Source organism: Mycobacterium bulgaricum (assembly GCF_041287165.2).
Classification (GTDB): Bacteria; Actinomycetota; Actinomycetes; order Mycobacteriales; family Mycobacteriaceae; genus Mycobacterium; species Mycobacterium bulgaricum.
Window position 1 is genome coordinate 279,031 of sequence record NZ_JBGGKV020000002.1, and the last position, 14,948, is coordinate 293,978.

At 67.7% G+C, this 14,948-nt stretch carries 17 protein-coding genes; 6 read left to right on the forward strand and 11 right to left on the reverse strand.

The features are described from left to right. Position 1: 1 nt before the first annotated feature. A complete protein-coding gene (locus tag ACAG24_RS07840; RefSeq protein ID WP_370472367.1) occupies positions 2–802 on the reverse strand; it encodes a serine/threonine-protein kinase in 801 nt (266 codons plus the stop codon). Positions 803–1,193: 391 nt separating this feature from the next. On the opposite strand from ACAG24_RS07840, the gene ACAG24_RS07845 reads away from it, so the two are divergent. Next, positions 1,194–1,484, forward strand: a complete 291-nt coding sequence (locus ACAG24_RS07845) for a WhiB family transcriptional regulator (protein WP_270720040.1) — start codon at positions 1,194–1,196, stop codon at positions 1,482–1,484. A gap of 22 nt (positions 1,485–1,506) precedes the next feature. On the opposite strand, the gene ACAG24_RS07850 is transcribed toward ACAG24_RS07845, so the two are convergent. Next, on the reverse strand, positions 1,507–2,439 hold the full coding sequence (locus tag ACAG24_RS07850) for a DUF4349 domain-containing protein (protein ID WP_370472366.1): 933 nt from the start codon (positions 2,437–2,439) through the stop codon (positions 1,507–1,509). Positions 2,440–2,637: 198 nt separating this feature from the next. Here ACAG24_RS07850 and ACAG24_RS07855 point away from each other — a divergent pair, with 198 nt between their 5' ends. Genes ACAG24_RS07855 through ACAG24_RS07865 form a run of 3 tightly spaced genes read left to right on the forward strand, consistent with a single transcriptional unit; the run spans position 2,638 to position 4,517 of the window. Further along, positions 2,638–3,471 carry a nitrile hydratase subunit beta gene (locus tag ACAG24_RS07855; protein ID WP_370472365.1) on the forward strand — a complete coding sequence of 278 codons (834 nt, stop codon included), beginning with the start codon at positions 2,638–2,640 and terminating at the stop codon, positions 3,469–3,471. A 51-nt stretch (positions 3,472–3,522) separates the two neighbouring features. Continuing rightward, entirely contained in the window at positions 3,523–4,176 is a 654-nt protein-coding gene (gene scnC / locus ACAG24_RS07860) for a thiocyanate hydrolase subunit gamma (protein ID WP_370472646.1), read from the forward strand. Between the two features lie 59 nt (positions 4,177–4,235). Continuing rightward, positions 4,236–4,517, forward strand: a complete 282-nt coding sequence (locus tag ACAG24_RS07865) for a thiocyanate hydrolase (protein ID WP_370472645.1) — start codon at positions 4,236–4,238, stop codon at positions 4,515–4,517. Here the strand turns inward: ACAG24_RS07865 and ACAG24_RS07870 are convergent. Further along, the gene (locus tag ACAG24_RS07870) at positions 4,485–5,555 is read right to left on the reverse strand and encodes a 3-deoxy-7-phosphoheptulonate synthase (protein WP_370472364.1); all 1,071 of its coding nucleotides are present in this window, start codon (positions 5,553–5,555) and stop codon (positions 4,485–4,487) included. The genes ACAG24_RS07865 and ACAG24_RS07870 overlap by 33 nt on opposite strands. Positions 5,556–5,817: 262 nt before the next feature. On the opposite strand from ACAG24_RS07870, the gene ACAG24_RS07875 reads away from it, so the two are divergent. Continuing rightward, the gene (locus ACAG24_RS07875; RefSeq protein WP_370472363.1) at positions 5,818–6,312 is read left to right on the forward strand and encodes a hypothetical protein; all 495 of its coding nucleotides are present in this window, start codon (positions 5,818–5,820) and stop codon (positions 6,310–6,312) included. Positions 6,313–6,386: 74 nt separating this feature from the next. Here the strand turns inward: ACAG24_RS07875 and groL are convergent, their stop codons facing one another. Together groL and groES are read right to left on the reverse strand one after the other, a co-directional pair. Beyond that, entirely contained in the window at positions 6,387–8,018 is a 1,632-nt protein-coding gene (gene groL / locus ACAG24_RS07880) for a chaperonin GroEL (RefSeq protein WP_370472362.1), read from the reverse strand. A 91-nt stretch (positions 8,019–8,109) separates the two neighbouring features. After that, positions 8,110–8,412 carry a co-chaperone GroES gene (gene groES, locus ACAG24_RS07885; protein ID WP_003929249.1) on the reverse strand — a complete coding sequence of 101 codons (303 nt, stop codon included), beginning with the start codon at positions 8,410–8,412 and terminating at the stop codon, positions 8,110–8,112. A gap of 224 nt (positions 8,413–8,636) precedes the next feature. Here groES and ACAG24_RS07890 point away from each other — a divergent pair, with 224 nt between their 5' ends. Continuing rightward, entirely contained in the window at positions 8,637–10,163 is a 1,527-nt protein-coding gene (locus ACAG24_RS07890; RefSeq protein ID WP_370472361.1) for an HNH endonuclease signature motif containing protein, read from the forward strand. On the opposite strand, the gene tsaD is transcribed toward ACAG24_RS07890, so the two are convergent. Genes tsaD through alr form a run of 6 tightly spaced genes read right to left on the reverse strand, consistent with a single transcriptional unit; the run spans position 10,160 to position 14,944 of the window. Further along, entirely contained in the window at positions 10,160–11,182 is a 1,023-nt protein-coding gene (tsaD, locus tag ACAG24_RS07895) for a tRNA (adenosine(37)-N6)-threonylcarbamoyltransferase complex transferase subunit TsaD (protein WP_370472360.1), read from the reverse strand. The two genes, ACAG24_RS07890 and tsaD, sit on opposite strands and share 4 nt — an antisense overlap. Beyond that, positions 11,179–11,640 (reverse strand): ribosomal protein S18-alanine N-acetyltransferase, encoded by a 462-nt coding sequence (gene rimI, locus ACAG24_RS07900; protein ID WP_370472359.1) that lies wholly within the window; start codon positions 11,638–11,640, stop codon positions 11,179–11,181. The genes tsaD and rimI overlap by 4 nt, the downstream gene beginning before the upstream one ends. Continuing rightward, a complete protein-coding gene (gene tsaB, locus ACAG24_RS07905) occupies positions 11,637–12,272 on the reverse strand; it encodes a tRNA (adenosine(37)-N6)-threonylcarbamoyltransferase complex dimerization subunit type 1 TsaB (RefSeq protein WP_370472358.1) in 636 nt (211 codons plus the stop codon). Before tsaB ends, rimI begins: the two co-directional genes overlap by 4 nt. Continuing rightward, positions 12,269–12,742, reverse strand: a complete 474-nt coding sequence (gene tsaE / locus ACAG24_RS07910; protein ID WP_370472357.1) for a tRNA (adenosine(37)-N6)-threonylcarbamoyltransferase complex ATPase subunit type 1 TsaE — start codon at positions 12,740–12,742, stop codon at positions 12,269–12,271. Before tsaE ends, tsaB begins: the two co-directional genes overlap by 4 nt. Continuing rightward, the gene (locus tag ACAG24_RS07915) at positions 12,735–13,826 is read right to left on the reverse strand and encodes an alpha/beta fold hydrolase (RefSeq protein ID WP_370472356.1); all 1,092 of its coding nucleotides are present in this window, start codon (positions 13,824–13,826) and stop codon (positions 12,735–12,737) included. The genes tsaE and ACAG24_RS07915 overlap by 8 nt, the downstream gene beginning before the upstream one ends. Then, entirely contained in the window at positions 13,823–14,944 is a 1,122-nt protein-coding gene (alr, locus tag ACAG24_RS07920) for an alanine racemase (protein ID WP_370472355.1), read from the reverse strand. The genes ACAG24_RS07915 and alr overlap by 4 nt, the downstream gene beginning before the upstream one ends. Positions 14,945–14,948 lie beyond the last annotated feature (4 nt).

Here is a 14,948-nt window from a genome sequence, read left to right on the forward strand (position 1 = left end):
GTTACCGCGGGCGCCACACGCCGCCCCATCTGATCACCTTTTGGGCACACTCATCCCGCAGGAGCTGATATCGAGTCGCCGAACGCGGGTCCTCGGCGATGTCGGCGAGCAGGCTCGCGACTGCCCACTGCAGAGGGACGAGGCCCGACCGGAGGGCCTGATCCAGCGCCGCGTCGCCCTCCCGGCGCGCGGCCTCGAACGCGCCTGTACTGCACAGTGCGGCCGCCAAGACTACACGCGACTTGACTGCGTGCCGCACCGATCCGTAGCCCGACGACAGCCGCACACCCGTTTCGGCGGGAGCGACGGCGGCGGCGCCGTCGCCGCGGAACATCGCCAGTTCGGCCGTCACCCAGGACAATCGGATGGGCAGCCGTCCGTTGCGGGCACTTTTCACCGGCTCGGCGGCGAGTTCGAGCGCCCGCGCCGAGGCCGCGAACCGGCCGACGCCGAGCGCGTCGGCGGCCAGGCCGATCAGCGCGTCGGCCCGCGCTTCGTCGGTGTGTGCCAGCGCGGCGGCCCGCCCGTCCCACCCGCGCGCAACGTCGTGCCAACCGAGTTGCCGGAAAAACGAGGCCCTGGTGCTGGACACCAGCGAGGCCATCGCGGCTGCGCCCGGGACGTGACGGATGCGCTCGAGGTCGGCGAGTGCGCTGGCGTAGCGACCCTGCGCGCCGGCGGCAACGGCGCGTAGCCACAGTTCGCGTGCGCAACCGGCGGACGGCAGCGGCCACGCGGCGGGGTTGCTACCGAACGCGGCGGCCTCGAAGTCGTTTGCGGTATCAGCAGGCGCCGTGCTCATTGATCCGCGACCGTATCAATCGCGACGTGTTTTGAAAATCACGTTAGTTAACAGTTGATGGACCGCCTGTTACAACGAGATCAACGGGCGACCGAACAAAGATCCGAGATTGTCAGTTCACATTTATCGCGAAGTGCCGAAACCACGGTGTTCGCGTTGGTGGACAAAGCCGTGTATCACCAGTTCCGTTGGCAAAACGCTACTTCGATGAACGTGATGTAAATTTTCTGCCAGCGCATATGTGGTTCGGCACACCGAAGGGCTATTGACGGCAATTCGCAAGCCCTTCTACGTTGTGTGCACGAGTGGTCATCGGCGACTGTGCTCGGATTTGTTCCACGACTCACGCATCGTTTGCGACGCGTATCGGGTCTGAGGGAGAGGTTTTCCATTGCCACAGCCGCAACAGCTTCCGGGACCGAATGCTGATATCTGGGATTGGCAGATGCAGGGAGTTTGCCGAGGCGTCGATTCGTCGATGTTCTTCCATCCCGATGGCGAGCGCGGCCGCGCCCGCGCGCAGCGCGAGATGCGAGCCAAAGAGATGTGCCGCCGTTGCCCCGTGATCGCTCAGTGCCGTTCACATGCGCTCGCCGTCGGCGAGCCCTACGGAATCTGGGGAGGGCTCAGCGAGTCCGAGCGTGAGCTTCTGCTCAAGCGCGGCATCCGCCGTACCGCCTGATCACGGTCTCACCGAACTTGGTTCACGCATCAGTCGTGGCGTCAGCGTTGACCTCCGGCGCTTGCGTCGCGGCCGGGAGTGATCGTCGCTGCGCCCACCGCACGATGGCGTAGATGACCGCACCCACGATGGCCAGCACGCCGAGCCACGGCAGCATCAATCCCAGTAGCAGCACCGCACCGCTGGCCACCGCGACCAGCGCATCCCAGCCGCGCTCGATCTGACCGACGAAGCCCTCGTACTCCTTCGGAGCGGGGCCGCCCACGGTCTCGGCGTAGAAGCTGACGTCGACCGTGCTGTAGGCGACCCGATCGCCGAGCGCCTCACGCTGCGCCCGCAGGCTGTCGAGTTCGGCCTGCCGCTGCGACAGCGCGTTCTCGGCGGTGATCAGCGCCTCGGGGTCTCTGGCGTCGCGCATGATCGCGAGCAGGCGGTCCACCGAGGTCTGCAGAGCTCTTATCCTGGCGTCGAGATCCACCCTCTGGGCCGTGACATCCTCGGCTATGGTCGACGCAGTCTCCACGGTGCCGAGCGTCTTCAACTCGCGCACGACCTCGTCGAGTTCGGCCGCGGGCACCCGCAGCACCACCGACGTGACCGCCCGGCCACTCCCCGATCCCGCATCCTCGGAACGGCTGTCGACCCGGCCGTCGGCATTCTCGACCATGACGGCCGCCTCGTCGGCAGCCTTGGACGGATCGGACACCGTCATCGTCACCGACGCCGTCCTGACGACGTCGCGCTTCTCTTCCGGCGGCGACTGCGGAGGCCCGAACTCCGGGGCGGTTCCGGCGACCGAATCCGCACCAGAGTTCGCGGAGCCGCCATTCGTCGGCATCACCGGGGCGGCAGGCGCCTCGTTCGAGGGTGCGCCAGACCCCGCGCAGCCGGTCACGATTCCCAACGCCGCCACACCTGCGATCACAAGCGCCGACGGGCGCGATACCTGGTTCATGATCAAAATGTACTGAACCCGTTTGCTGCTCACGTCAATTATGCGCGCGACCTCGGCGTGCGAATCTGCCGCAATTCGTTGATGACCACTGCGTTCGGGTGTTAATCTGACGACCTCCCGGACAGTGCGCGACGCCAGGTGTGCGCATCAAAAACATTGCTGCGCAAGTGGTTTCACGCCGCCCCCAGAAGGAGCGCCATGAGCACAGCCGCCGAGCGGGCAGCGCAGCTCGACCTCGTGGCACGACTCAAGTCCGCCTATCCCGAGCTTCCCGACGCTCCGACCCCGGACCTGCTCGACCATGCGCGGATCAAGGCGTACCTCAAGCCCGTTCACGATGTCGGCGGCGAACCCGACGCCCCCATGAAGTACGAGAACAAGCAGTACGAGCAGTGGGAAGAGTTGACGTACGTCATGTGTGAGGTGCTCGCATGGCGCGGCATCTGGCTTTCCGAGGAACGACGCCGGATCGGCAACGTCGACGTGGGACGGGCGGAGTACCTCGGGCTGCCCTACTACGGCCGTTGGCTCCTTGCCGTCGCACGGGTTCTGGTCGAGAAGCACCACATCGCGCTCGGCGAGCTCAGTGAACGCATGGCCGAGGTCCAGGCGCGGTATGCGGGCGGGTTGGACGGCAGAATGCCTGAGGCACAGCCGAAGTCAGAGGGCGACGGCTCCGGAGTCACACGCAACGCTCACCACCGGCACGCCGTCGGCAAGGGCGACCCGCAGGTCTACGCCGGGCAGGCCGGCGACCCGAAGTTCAACGTGGGAGACACGGTGACGGTGCGGGATCTACCCGTCGTCTTCTACACCCGCACCCCTGAGTACGTGCGGGGGGCGACGGGCAGGATCGCCACCGTCGCCTACGAGAGTCCCGCCGCGGAGGACGAGACGTGGGATCGTCCCGACGCCAAGCCGGAGTGGTTCTACGTCGTCGAGTTCACCATGTCGGATCTCTGGCACGGCTACACCGGAACCCCCACCGACACGTTGCGTACCGAACTGCCCGAGCGTTGGCTCGAATCCTGAGAGGACTCGCCCGTGTCACACGACCACGACCACGACCGGACGGTCAAGCCGATGGTGGACGAGATCACTGACTTCGAGGTGCTGGAGATCGCGCTGCGGGAATTGTGCATCGAGAAGGGCATCTTCACCGCGGAGGACCACCGCCACTTCACCGAGTTCGCCGAACAGATCGGGCCCACTCCCGCTGCGACCCTGGTCGCGAAGGCGTGGCTGGATCCGGAGTTCAAGGAGCTGGCGCTGGCCGAGCCGATGACCGCCAGCAAGGAGGTCGGCGTCGACTGGATGGAACCCACCGGATTCGGCACACCCAGCGATTTCACGGCCTTCGAGATCCTCGCGGACACCCCGACGGTGCACCACGTCATCGTCTGCGCGCTGTGCTCCTGCTATCCGCGGCCCATCCTCGGCAATTCGCCGGAGTGGTACCGCACGCCGAACTACCGGCGGCGGCTGGTCCGCTGGCCCCGGCAGGTGCTCGCCGAGTTCGGGCTGTACCTGCCCGACGACGTCGAGGTCCGGGTGCAGGACTCCAATCAGAAGCACCGCTTCATGGTGATGCCGATGCGGCCGGACGGAACCGACGACTGGACCGAGCCGCAGCTGGCCGAGATCGTCACGCGGGACTGCCTGATCGGCGTCGCGCTGCCCAGGGCAGGGGTGACGACCAACGTCATCGTCGACACCCGGCCGGCGGTGCACCCGTGACGCCGCGCAGAATCGCCGTCCTCGACGAGATCGTCGAGCGGGACCAGGTCTGGCATCGGATGGCCGCCAAGTACGGCGTCGAGAACCCCATCCCTCCGTGGAAGACCAGTCTCGACGGGATCTGCGACGCGCTCGACCGCGCCGCCTGCGCGGACAATCTGCCGGATTTCAAACAGCGCCGCGACGAAGAGGACGAGCTCTCGGCCACGCTGTACGCCGAATTGCCCTACCCGGAAAGTCAACTCGTGGCACTCGCGCACTCGCTGCTGGCACGCGGGGTGATCGACGAGGCGGCGTTGCAGGAGCGGTTACAAAGCGTCCGGGCCCGCCTGGAGGCTTAGCTCGCGTAGCACGAGATCCGTTGCGCCCCAATCCATGCACTTGTCGGTGACGGACTGCCCGTAGACGAGCGGACGAGCTTCCGGCGCCTGCGCCCCGGCCACCAGGAAGCTTTCCAGCATCACGCCGCTGATCGGCAGGCCGTCCCGCACCAGCTGTGCGACGTCCAGCGCGACCTGCGCCTGGCGGATGTGGTCCTTGCCGGAATTGGCATGGCTGCAGTCGATCACGACGCGGCCGGGAAGACCGGCTTTCGCCAGCTTCGCCGCTGCCGCGGTGACCGACTCGGCGTCACAGTTGGGACCGTCGGTGCCGCCGCGCAGGATCACATGGCAGTCCTCGTTGCCGGTGGTGCTCACGAGTGCACCCCGTCCGAGGTCGTTCATGCCGAAGAAGACGTGCGGCGCCGCAGCCGCGTTGACCCCGTCGACGGCCACCTGGATGTTGCCGTCGGTGCCGTTCTTGAACCCCACGGGCATCGACAGACCCGACGCCAACTGCCGGTGCACCTGCGACTCGGTGGTACGGGCGCCGATCGCGCCCCACGCCACCGCGTCGGCGATGTACTGCGGGCTGGTGGGTTCCAGGAACTCGCACCCGACCGGCAGGCCGATGTCGATGATGTCGAGCAGCAATTGGCGGGCGATGCGCAGGCCGCGGGCGACATCGAAGGTTCCGTCCATGCCCGGATCGTTAATCAGACCCTTCCAGCCGATCGTGGTGCGCGGCTTCTCGAAGTAGACCCGCATGACCACCTTGAGGCGGTCGCTGAGCTCGTCGGCGACCTCGACCAAGCGGCTCGCGTACTCCAGCGCTGCCGCCGGATCATGCACCGAGCACGGTCCGACGACAACCAGCAGCCGGTCGTCGCGGCCGGCGAGGATGTCGGCGATCTCCTCGCGGTCCCGCGCGACGCGCTCGGCGCGGCGGGCGCCCAGCGGGAACTCGGCGAGGACCGCGTGCGGGCTCGGGATGTCGCTGAAGCTGCGGACACGCCGGTCGGACGTGGTTTCCGGGGTGGCGATCTGCGCCATGTTCACAAGGGTGCCTTCCTGGTTCGGGCACCTGCCCTTCGCTTCCGGTGCCCTTGAATGACGAAAGGCAGCGACCTGATGGTCACTGCCTGGGCTCCGGGTGGATGCGTCGCTTAGCGCTGCGCTTTATCGGCTCCGCCCGGAGCCTCGATAAAGCGCCAATAGCCGGCGCGCACGCGGGTGTTCACGCGGTCGAGGGTATACCGGCCTCGGCTGCGAAGCCAAATGGGGCCGTAACTCTTGCGCGGTGTGCGCCGATGAGCTGTTCATGAGGCTCACTCGTGTGCGCGTGCTCGCCGTCCTGGCGGTCCCCGCCGCCCTGACCGCGTCGCCGGCGCATGCCGCGCCGCTGCCCGAGGTCTGCGCGCCCGCCGCGGTCGTCGACGGCGTGTGCACGTCACGTCTGGTGTCGGTGACCGCCGACACCGTCAACGGAACGATCACCGGTACGCCGGTCGGCGGCGGTCCGGCGATCACGCTGGCCGGGCCGGCGGATGCGTATCGAAAGTCCGAGGGCTTCGGCCCCACGCCGCCCGAGCCCATCAGGAACTGGGACACCTCGATCGAGCAGACGGCGGGGCTGTCCACCGATCCGTCAGATCCCAACTGGTACGGCAACGCGAAGGCCAAGGTGTTTTTGTCTCGGACGTTGAACGGCCTGGCCACGCAGTTCCCGCCGGACAGTCTGGTCGTCGGATTCGCGTCCGACGAGGCGCAGCCCGGCGTGTTCCGCCTTGTCTCGATTCAGCCGGTGGCGCAATAGGTCTGACGAAAACACCCCCGGCCCAACAGGACCGGGGGTGTTTCTCGTGCGCCGACTAGCGGGGGCTAGCGGAATCAGTGGTGGTGATGGCCGTGGCCATGCCCATGGCCGTGGCCGTCGTCCTCCGGTTCGGCCGGCTTGTCGACGACCGCGGTCTCGGTGGTGAGCACCATGCGCGCCACCGACGCCGCATTGACCACCGCGGAACGGGTGACCTTGACGGGATCGATGACGCCGTCGGCGATCAGGTCGCCGTACTCCAGCGTGGCGGCGTTGAAGCCCTGTCCCGCAGGCAGTTCCGCGACCTTGTTCACCACGACGGCGCCGTCGAGGCCCGCATTGGTGGCGATCCAGAACAGCGGCGACGACAGCCCGGCGGCGAACACGTCGACTCCGAGGAGCTCGTCACCCTTGAGCTCCGAGCGGAGCTTGTCGAGTGCGCTGCGTGCCTGCACGAGTGCGGCGCCGCCGCCGACGACGATGCCCTCTTCGACAGCCGCTTTCGCCGCTGCCACAGCATCCTCGACGGCTTCCTTGCGCTTCTTCAGGTCCGTCTCGGTGGCCGCGCCGACCTTGATGACCGCGACGCCGCCGGCGAGCTTCGCCAGCCGCTCTTCGAGCTTCTCGCGATCCCAGTCGGAGTCGGATGCCTCGATCTCGGAACGCAACTGCGCCTTGCGGCCGTCGATCGCGTCCTGGGTGCCGCCACCGTCGACGATCACGGTGCTGTCCTTGTCGACGACGACGCGACGCGCGGTGCCGAGCACCTCGAGGCCGACCTCGCGCAGGACCAGGCCCACGTCGGGGTTGACGACCTGACCGCCGGTGACGACGGCGAGGTCGTCGAGGAATGCCTTGCGGCGGTCACCGAAGAACGGCGCCTTGACCGCGACGGCCTTGAGCGTCTTGCGGATGGCGTTGACCACCAGCGTCGAAAGCGCCTCGCCCTCGACGTCTTCGGCGACGATCAGCAGCGGCTTGCCGGCCTCGGCGACCTTCTCCAGCAGCGGCAGCAGGTCGGGCAGCGAGCTGATCTTCTCGCGGTGCAGCAGCACCAGCGCGTCTTCGAGAACGGCTTCCTGCGAGTCGAAGTCGGTGACGAAGTAGGCCGAGATGAAGCCCTTGTCGAAGCCGACGCCCTCGGTGACCTCGAGCTCGGTGTTCAGCGTCGAGGACTCCTCGACCGTGACGACACCGTCGGTGCCGACCTTGGTCATCGCCTCACCGACGAGCTCACCGACCAGCTCGTCACGCGACGAGACGGTGGCGACCTGGCCGATGGACTTCGCGTCCTTGACGGGGGTGGCGGCAGCCAGCAGCGCTTCGGAGACAGCCTCCGCGGCCTTCGAGATGCCCGCGCCGAGGGCGATGGGGTTGGCACCGGCTGCGACGTTGCGCAGACCGGCCTTCACCAGCGCCTGGGCCAGCACGGTGGCGGTGGTGGTGCCGTCACCGGCGATGTCGTTGGTCTTGGTGGCCACCGACTTGACCAGCTGAGCGCCGAGGTTCTCGAACGGATCCTCGAGGTCGATGTCGCGGGCGATGGTCACACCGTCGTTGGTGACGGTCGGTCCGCCCCAGGCCTTGGCAAGCACCACGTGGCGGCCGCGCGGACCCAGCGTCACCTTGACCGCGTCGGCGAGCTTGTCGACGCCGACCTCCATGGCGCGACGCGCGGTTTCGTTGAACTCAATCTGCTTACTCATGAATGTCTTTCCCTTGGGGACGGGTGGAACGCGTACCGCCCCGGACATCACCCGTCAAAAGCGGGACGTCCGGGGCGGATACACGATTCGCTTACTTGGAGACGACAGCCAGCACGTCGCGAGCCGACAGGATCAGGTACTCCTCGCCGTTGTACTTGATCTCGGTGCCGCCGTACTTGCTGTAGATGACCACGTCGCCCTCCGACACGTCCAGAGGAATCCGCTTCTCGCCATCCTCATCCCAGCGGCCGGGGCCAACTGCGACGACGGTGCCTTCCTGCGGCTTCTCCTTGGCGGTGTCGGGGATGACCAGACCGGAAGCGGTCGTGGTCTCGGCCTCGTTGGCCTGTACGAGGATCTTGTCCTCGAGTGGCTTGATGTTCACGCTCGCCACGATGGAGCCCCTTCACTTCTGTTGTTATGTGGGTGTCTGCTTCTCCGGTGGCCGGTGCCTACCCTCGCGCCGTCGTCGCGGGTGCCGACACAGGGGTGAACCGACCTGCCGCCTAGCACTCTATACACGAGAGTGCTAGCGCTCAAGATCGGGGGCGCACTCTTCCCCCCCGGGCGAACATTCAATGCGGCAGGGTGTCCGACCCGGCTGGCATAATCGAACACATGTTCGATGACGTAGTGGCGGAGCCCGGCCAGTTGGCCGAGTTGTCGGACGCGGAGCTCGTCGACGCCGCTGCTGCCATCACCCGGGCCGAGAACGCCGCCTGTGCCCGCAAGCTCGCCGGCATGGCTGAACTCTTCCTCCGTCGCACCGGTCTACCTGCGCGGGATCGCCTGGACTGGTGGGTCGATCCCGAAGCCGCCGTCACCGCCGAGATCGCCGCCGCCTACAACATCACCCAGGGCCTGGCCCTGCATCAGGTCTATCGCGGCGTGGTTCTGCGCGACCGCCTCCCCAAGATCGGGGCGCTGTTCCTCCAAGGCCTCCTGAGTGACCTGCTGGTACGCGCCATCATCAATCGCACCGCCATGATCGTCGACACGGATCTGATCGCTGCCGTCGACGCCGACCTGGCCGACGAGATCGTGGGCTGGGGTCCACTGTCGATCAAGAAGACCGAGGCCGAGATCGACAGCATCGTCGAACGCCACGATTGCGACGCCCTCCGCAAGTCACGCGAGGGCGAAACCTCCCGCACCGTCGATTTCGGCCACCCCAAAGACGCCCCCGGGTTCACCAGCGTGCAGGCGCGCATGTTCGCCTGTGACGCCGCCGCCGGCGAGCGCACCCTGCTGACCATGGCCTACAGCGTGTGCGAAGCCGATCCACGCAGCCTCGACGACCGCCGCAACGACGCCTTCACTGCACTCTTGTCAGGCGTCACCACCCTGGCCTGCCAATGCGGCAACCCCGACTGCGAAGCCGCCGCCAACCCCAAGCCGCTGCGCGACATCACCGTCTTCGTCGTCACGGACCAGACGACGCCGACACCCGTCGCGGAATCCACCGGTGCATCTGAGCCCGCTGCGGCGCGCCCGAAGTCGCGCACCACACCCAAGCTGACCCACAAACGTCCGGGCTACCTGTTCGGCTCAGGATTCATGCCCGCACCGCTGTTCGAGGCGATCGCCGACGCCGCGACACTGCGGACGGTGGTCCACCCCGGCCAGTCCTCGAGCGAAACCGGCCGGTTTCCTTCGCGTGCCCTGGCCGAGTTCGTTCGGTGCCGCGATCTGACCTGCCGCTTCCCTGGCTGCGACAAGCCCGCGACCGACGCCGACATCGACCACACCGTGCCCCACCCCGTTGGCCCCACACATGCCTCGAACCTGAAGTGCCTGTGCCGTTTTCATCATCTTCTGAAGACTTTCTGGGGCGGGCCCACCGGGTGGCGCGACCGTCAGCACCCCGATGGCTCCGTCGTATGGACCGCACCTACAGGCCACACCTACACCACTCGTCCCGGCAGCCGACTGCTGTTCCCGATGCTCTGTGCGCCGACCGCGACGCTGTGGAACGGTGACCCACCTCAGGCGCCTCCCAAAGAAAAGGGTGACGCCAAGATGCCCCGCCGCCGACGCACCAGAGCCCAGTCACGCGCTGCGTACATCGCTGCCGAGCGACGCCGCAATCGCGAGGCGCGCGAAGCCGGGGGTGACACCGCCCGCGGCAACGACCCGCCGTTCTAAGCCACCTGCCCCTGCACAACGGGCAGTCCCGGATCACTGGCGGCATCCAACGGCGACGGCTCGGCGCCCGCGGCGATCAAATGCGCCGCGAACGACGCGATCATCGCGCCGTTGTCCGTGCACAACCTCGGCCGTGGGATTCGCAACGTCATACCGGCCTTCTCGCACCTCTGCGCCGCCAGTTCCCGCAGCCGCGAGTTCGCCGCCACTCCCCCGGCGATCAACAGCGTGGACACGCCGAGCTCCTTCGCTGCCCGCACCGCCTTCGCGGTCAATACGTCGGCGACCGCCTCCTGGAAGCCCGCCGCCACATCAGCCTGAGACGCCTCCGGATGACTTTCGACGTAGCGCGCCACGGCCGTCTTCAGACCCGAGAAGCTGAACGCGTACGGATCGTCGCGCGGCCCCGTCATCCCGCGCGGGAACACGATCGCTGTCGAATCCCCTTCGCGCGCAAGCTCGTCGAGCACCCTGCCGCCGGGATAACCGAGCCCGAGCAGCCTTGCGATCTTGTCGTACGCCTCCCCCGCGGCGTCGTCGACCGTCGACCCGAGTTCCACGATCGGCTCACCCAGCGACCGCACGTGCAGCAGGTTGGTGTGGCCGCCCGAGACCAACAGTCCGATGCTCTCCGGCAGCGGCCCATGGTCGAAGACATCTGCGGCCAGATGCCCACCGAGGTGGTTGACGGCATAAAAGGGCACCTGCCACGCCGCCGAATACGCCTTCGCTGCAGCAACTCCCACCAGGAGCGCGCCCGCCAGGCCCGGCCCGATCGTGGCCGCCACCACGTCGGGCTTGACGACGCCCGCAGCCGCCAATGCCCTGCGCATCGTCGGCCCGAGCGCCTCCAGATGCGCCCGGGACGCGATCTCGGGTACGACGCCGCCGAACCTCGCATGCTCGTCGACGCTGGAGGCGACCTCGTCGGCCAGCAGCGTCACCGATCCGTCGTCGCCGAGTTCGGCGATACCCACCCCGGTTTCGTCGCACGAACTCTCGATGGCCAGGATGATCACGGCAGCTCTCGTTTCTCGCGCTTCATGGTGTAGGCGTCCGCTCCGCTCACGCGGTAGTACCGCTTGCGCACACCGATCTTCACAAACCCTTCGCTCTCGTACAGCCCGATCGCGGCAACGTTGTCGGTCCGAACCTCAAGGAAAATCGTTGCCCCGTCCGCGAAGTCGAACAAGCGATGCAGCATCTGGCGTCCGATCCCGTGCCCCTGGAATGCGGGGTCGACGCCGATCGTGTGGATCTCGTATTCGAACGGCTTGAACCTGCCCAGCCGGGCGATCCCGGCATAGCCGACGAGTTTGTCCTCGATGCGCGCGCCCACGTAGAAGTTGTGCTTGGCCGCCAACTCGGCCAGGAACGCGCGTTCGGGCCACGGGTCGTCCCCGTCGAACAGCTGCGACTCCAGCTCGGCGCACCGAAGTGCGTCGCTCGGCGTGAGCGAACCGTACTGCGCGGTCACCGTGCTCTTCCAGCGGTCGGCGGCTTGGCATCGGGCCTACGCAGGTACAGCGGAATCAAAGGCTCCGGCTCGGCATCCCAATCGGCAACAGCTGCCACCAGTCCCACCGCCGTCGGATATACCGGCCCCAGCCGTGGGAGTTCGAACAGCGATACGTGATCGGGAGATCCGGCGACAGCATCGGCGCCCGCCGGCACATCAGCCGCGGCGTTCACCGCAGGGCCGTCGAACCGGACACCGTCGCGGTAGCGCGCCCAGTACACCTCGCGGCGTCGCGCATCGGTCACCACGAGCACGTCGCCGGAGGTGCCCACCGCGATCGCGTCCAGACTGCACACGCCGTACACAGGGCGGCCGAGCGCGTGTCCGAATGCGGCCGCCGTCGCCATCCCGACCCGCAGCCCGGTGAACGGGCCCGGGCCACAACCCACGACGATCGCGTCGAGCTGACCCATCGACACCTCGGCGTCTCGGAGCGCGCCGACGATGTTGGGCGTCAACTGTTCTGCGTGCGCGCGGGGATCGACGGTCACCTGTTCGGCAAGGACCTCCGACGACCGGCCGTCGATGCGGACCACACCTGCGGTCACGGCGGGCGTCGCGGTGTCCATTGCCAGCACCAGCTTGCTCATGGCCGGCTCCACGTCCACATGGCGGTGCGCGCCTCGCTGTCCACCGCTCGCTCCAGTCGGATGTCGAGATGGCTGTCGGACAGCCGTTCGGCGAGACCTTCGCCCCACTCCACCACCACGACGGCATCGTCGAGATCGGTGTCCAGGTCGAGCGAATCCAGTTCTGCCAGAAGGTCTACCGAGGCCTGGTCGAGCAACCGATACAGATCGACGTGCACCATCGCCGGTGCACCGTCCACCCGTGGGCGGTGCACCCGGGCCAGCACGAACGTCGGCGAGATCACCGGACCCTCGACGTCCATCGCCTGCGCAATCCCCTTCGCCAGTACCGTCTTACCGGCCCCCAGCGGCCCGGACAGCACCACGACGTCACCGGCACGAAGCTCGCTGCCCAGAGACGCGCCGAACGCAATCGTGTCTTCGGCCGTCAGCAGCTCCGCGGTGCCCCGACTCTCCCGGGATTCAGCCATGGGACCGCACCCGATCCTTGACCCGCCGAGTCAGCGCGACCAGCTTCGACGGCGTCGCCCGCTCGACGAGCCGCACCAGAGCATCGTCGATCACCTCGGGCTGCTCCAACTGGACGAGATGCCCTGCACCGTCGACGATCACGAGCTCGGACTTCGCCAGCACATCCGCCATCTCCTGCGAGTACTCCATCGGCGTGAGCAGATCGCTGTCACCGCACGCCACCAGGGTCGGGATCTTGTTCAGCGTCTCGAGCGCGGCCGTCTCGTCGTGCACCTCGAGGGCGTGCAGGAACTCGACGAGCGTGGTGATCGACGTGTCGTGCATCATCCGCTCCGAGAACGCGACCACGCTCGGGCTGATCTTCTCGTCACCGTAGGACGCCGCGCGCAGGATCGGGCCGATGATCGAGCGCGCCGCGCCACGGCCCCTGTGCACCGTCTTGGGCGCGTATCGAGCCGCGAACCGCACCGCCTCCAGCGCCGGATTCTTCAGGATCTCGCCCAGTGGCGACCGCGAAACACCCTCTGCCGCTGAAGAAATGAGCGCAGCACCGACGATCCGGGTCGGATAGCGCTGCGGATACTGCCGCGCGTGGGACAGCACCGTCATGCCGCCCATGGAATGACCCACCAATACCACGGGGCCCCGCGGCGCCATCACCGCGAGAACGCTCTCCAGGTCCCGGCCGAGTTGTTCCACCGTGTACGTCTCGGGCGGCGCCTCCCCGGATTGACCGTGGCCGCGCTGGTCGTAGAAGACCATGCGCACCTGATCGCCCCACTGCTCCGTGAGCCGGGCCCGCTGGAAGTGGAACGAGCCCATCCGCAGGCAGAAGCCGTGCGCGAACACGACGGTCAGCGGCGCGCTGGCCGGACCCACCTCACGCGCCACGAGCGGGATGCCGTCGGGGGTGGTCACCACGCAGCCGCGGTCGGCATCGAGGAGCTCGAAATCCTCGTCGCGGTGCGGATCTTCGTCGGTGACGCGCCGTCGCAGCGACCGCGCGAACGTCACCCCCGCGGCCGAGCCGACCGCCGCGATACCCGCCGCGCCGGCCAGCCAGCCCGCGCCTGCGCGGCTCACCGTGGACCCCCGATGTACGTCCGCCCGATTCGCCTGCGCGGACTGGTCACCACTTCGTAGTTGATGGTGTCCAACAGTTCCGCCCAGTCCTGGGCCGTCGGCTCTCCGTCATCGCCCGGCCCGAACAGAATCGCGTCGTCCCCTTCGGTGACGTCCACCGGCCCCGGGCCCAGGTCCACGACGAACTGGTCCATGCACACCCGTCCCACGCTGGGATATCGCCGGCCGTTGATCGACACCTCGAAGCGGTTGCTCAACGTACGGAAGACGCCGTCTGCGTACCCGGCGGGCACCAGCGCCAACGTGGTGTCGCGTGCGGCCGTCCACGTGTGGCCGTAGGACACTCCGGCACCGGCAGCCACCGGACGTACAAGCGCGACAGGACATTTCACCGTCATCGCGGCGCGTAGGCCGAAGTCACCGCGCTCCGGGATCGGCGTCTGCCCGTACACCGCGATGCCTGGACGCACCATGTCGAAGGCCAGATCGGGCCGTGTCAGCGCCGCCGGCGAATTGCTCAGGTGCACAACGTCATACGTGATGCCCGCCGTGCGGGCCTGATCGACGAACGACCTCAACCTGCGGGCCTGCTCGTCGTTGAACGGGTGGTCCGGGTCGTCGCCGTGCGCGAGATGGGACATCAGGCCGCGAACCCGGATCGCGTCGCCGGCCTTCTGCAACGCCGCCAGGACGGCGGGATAGTCCTGCGGGCTGACGCCGTTGCGGCTGAGCCCGGTGTCGACTTTGACCGTCACCGTGGCCGCCTGCCCGGTGCGCGTCGCCGCCGAGAGCACCTCGGCCACCTGCCGCGGCGAGGACACCGCGACTCCCACGTCACACTGCAGCGCGGGCGCGAAGTCGGTGCCGGGGGCGTGCAGCCAGGCCAGCACCGGTGCGGTGACACCGTCGCGGCGCAGCGCGAGCGCCTCGTCGACCGTCGCGACACCCAGCTCGGCCGCACCGGCGGCCAGGGCGGCCCGCGCCACCGGCGTGGCGCCGTGCCCGTAACCGTCTGCCTTGACGACGACCATCACCGCGGCCGAGCCGGCATGTTCGCGCAGGACACCCACGTTATGGGCGATGGCGTCGAGGTCGATCACCGCGCTGGGCGTGTTCATCGAC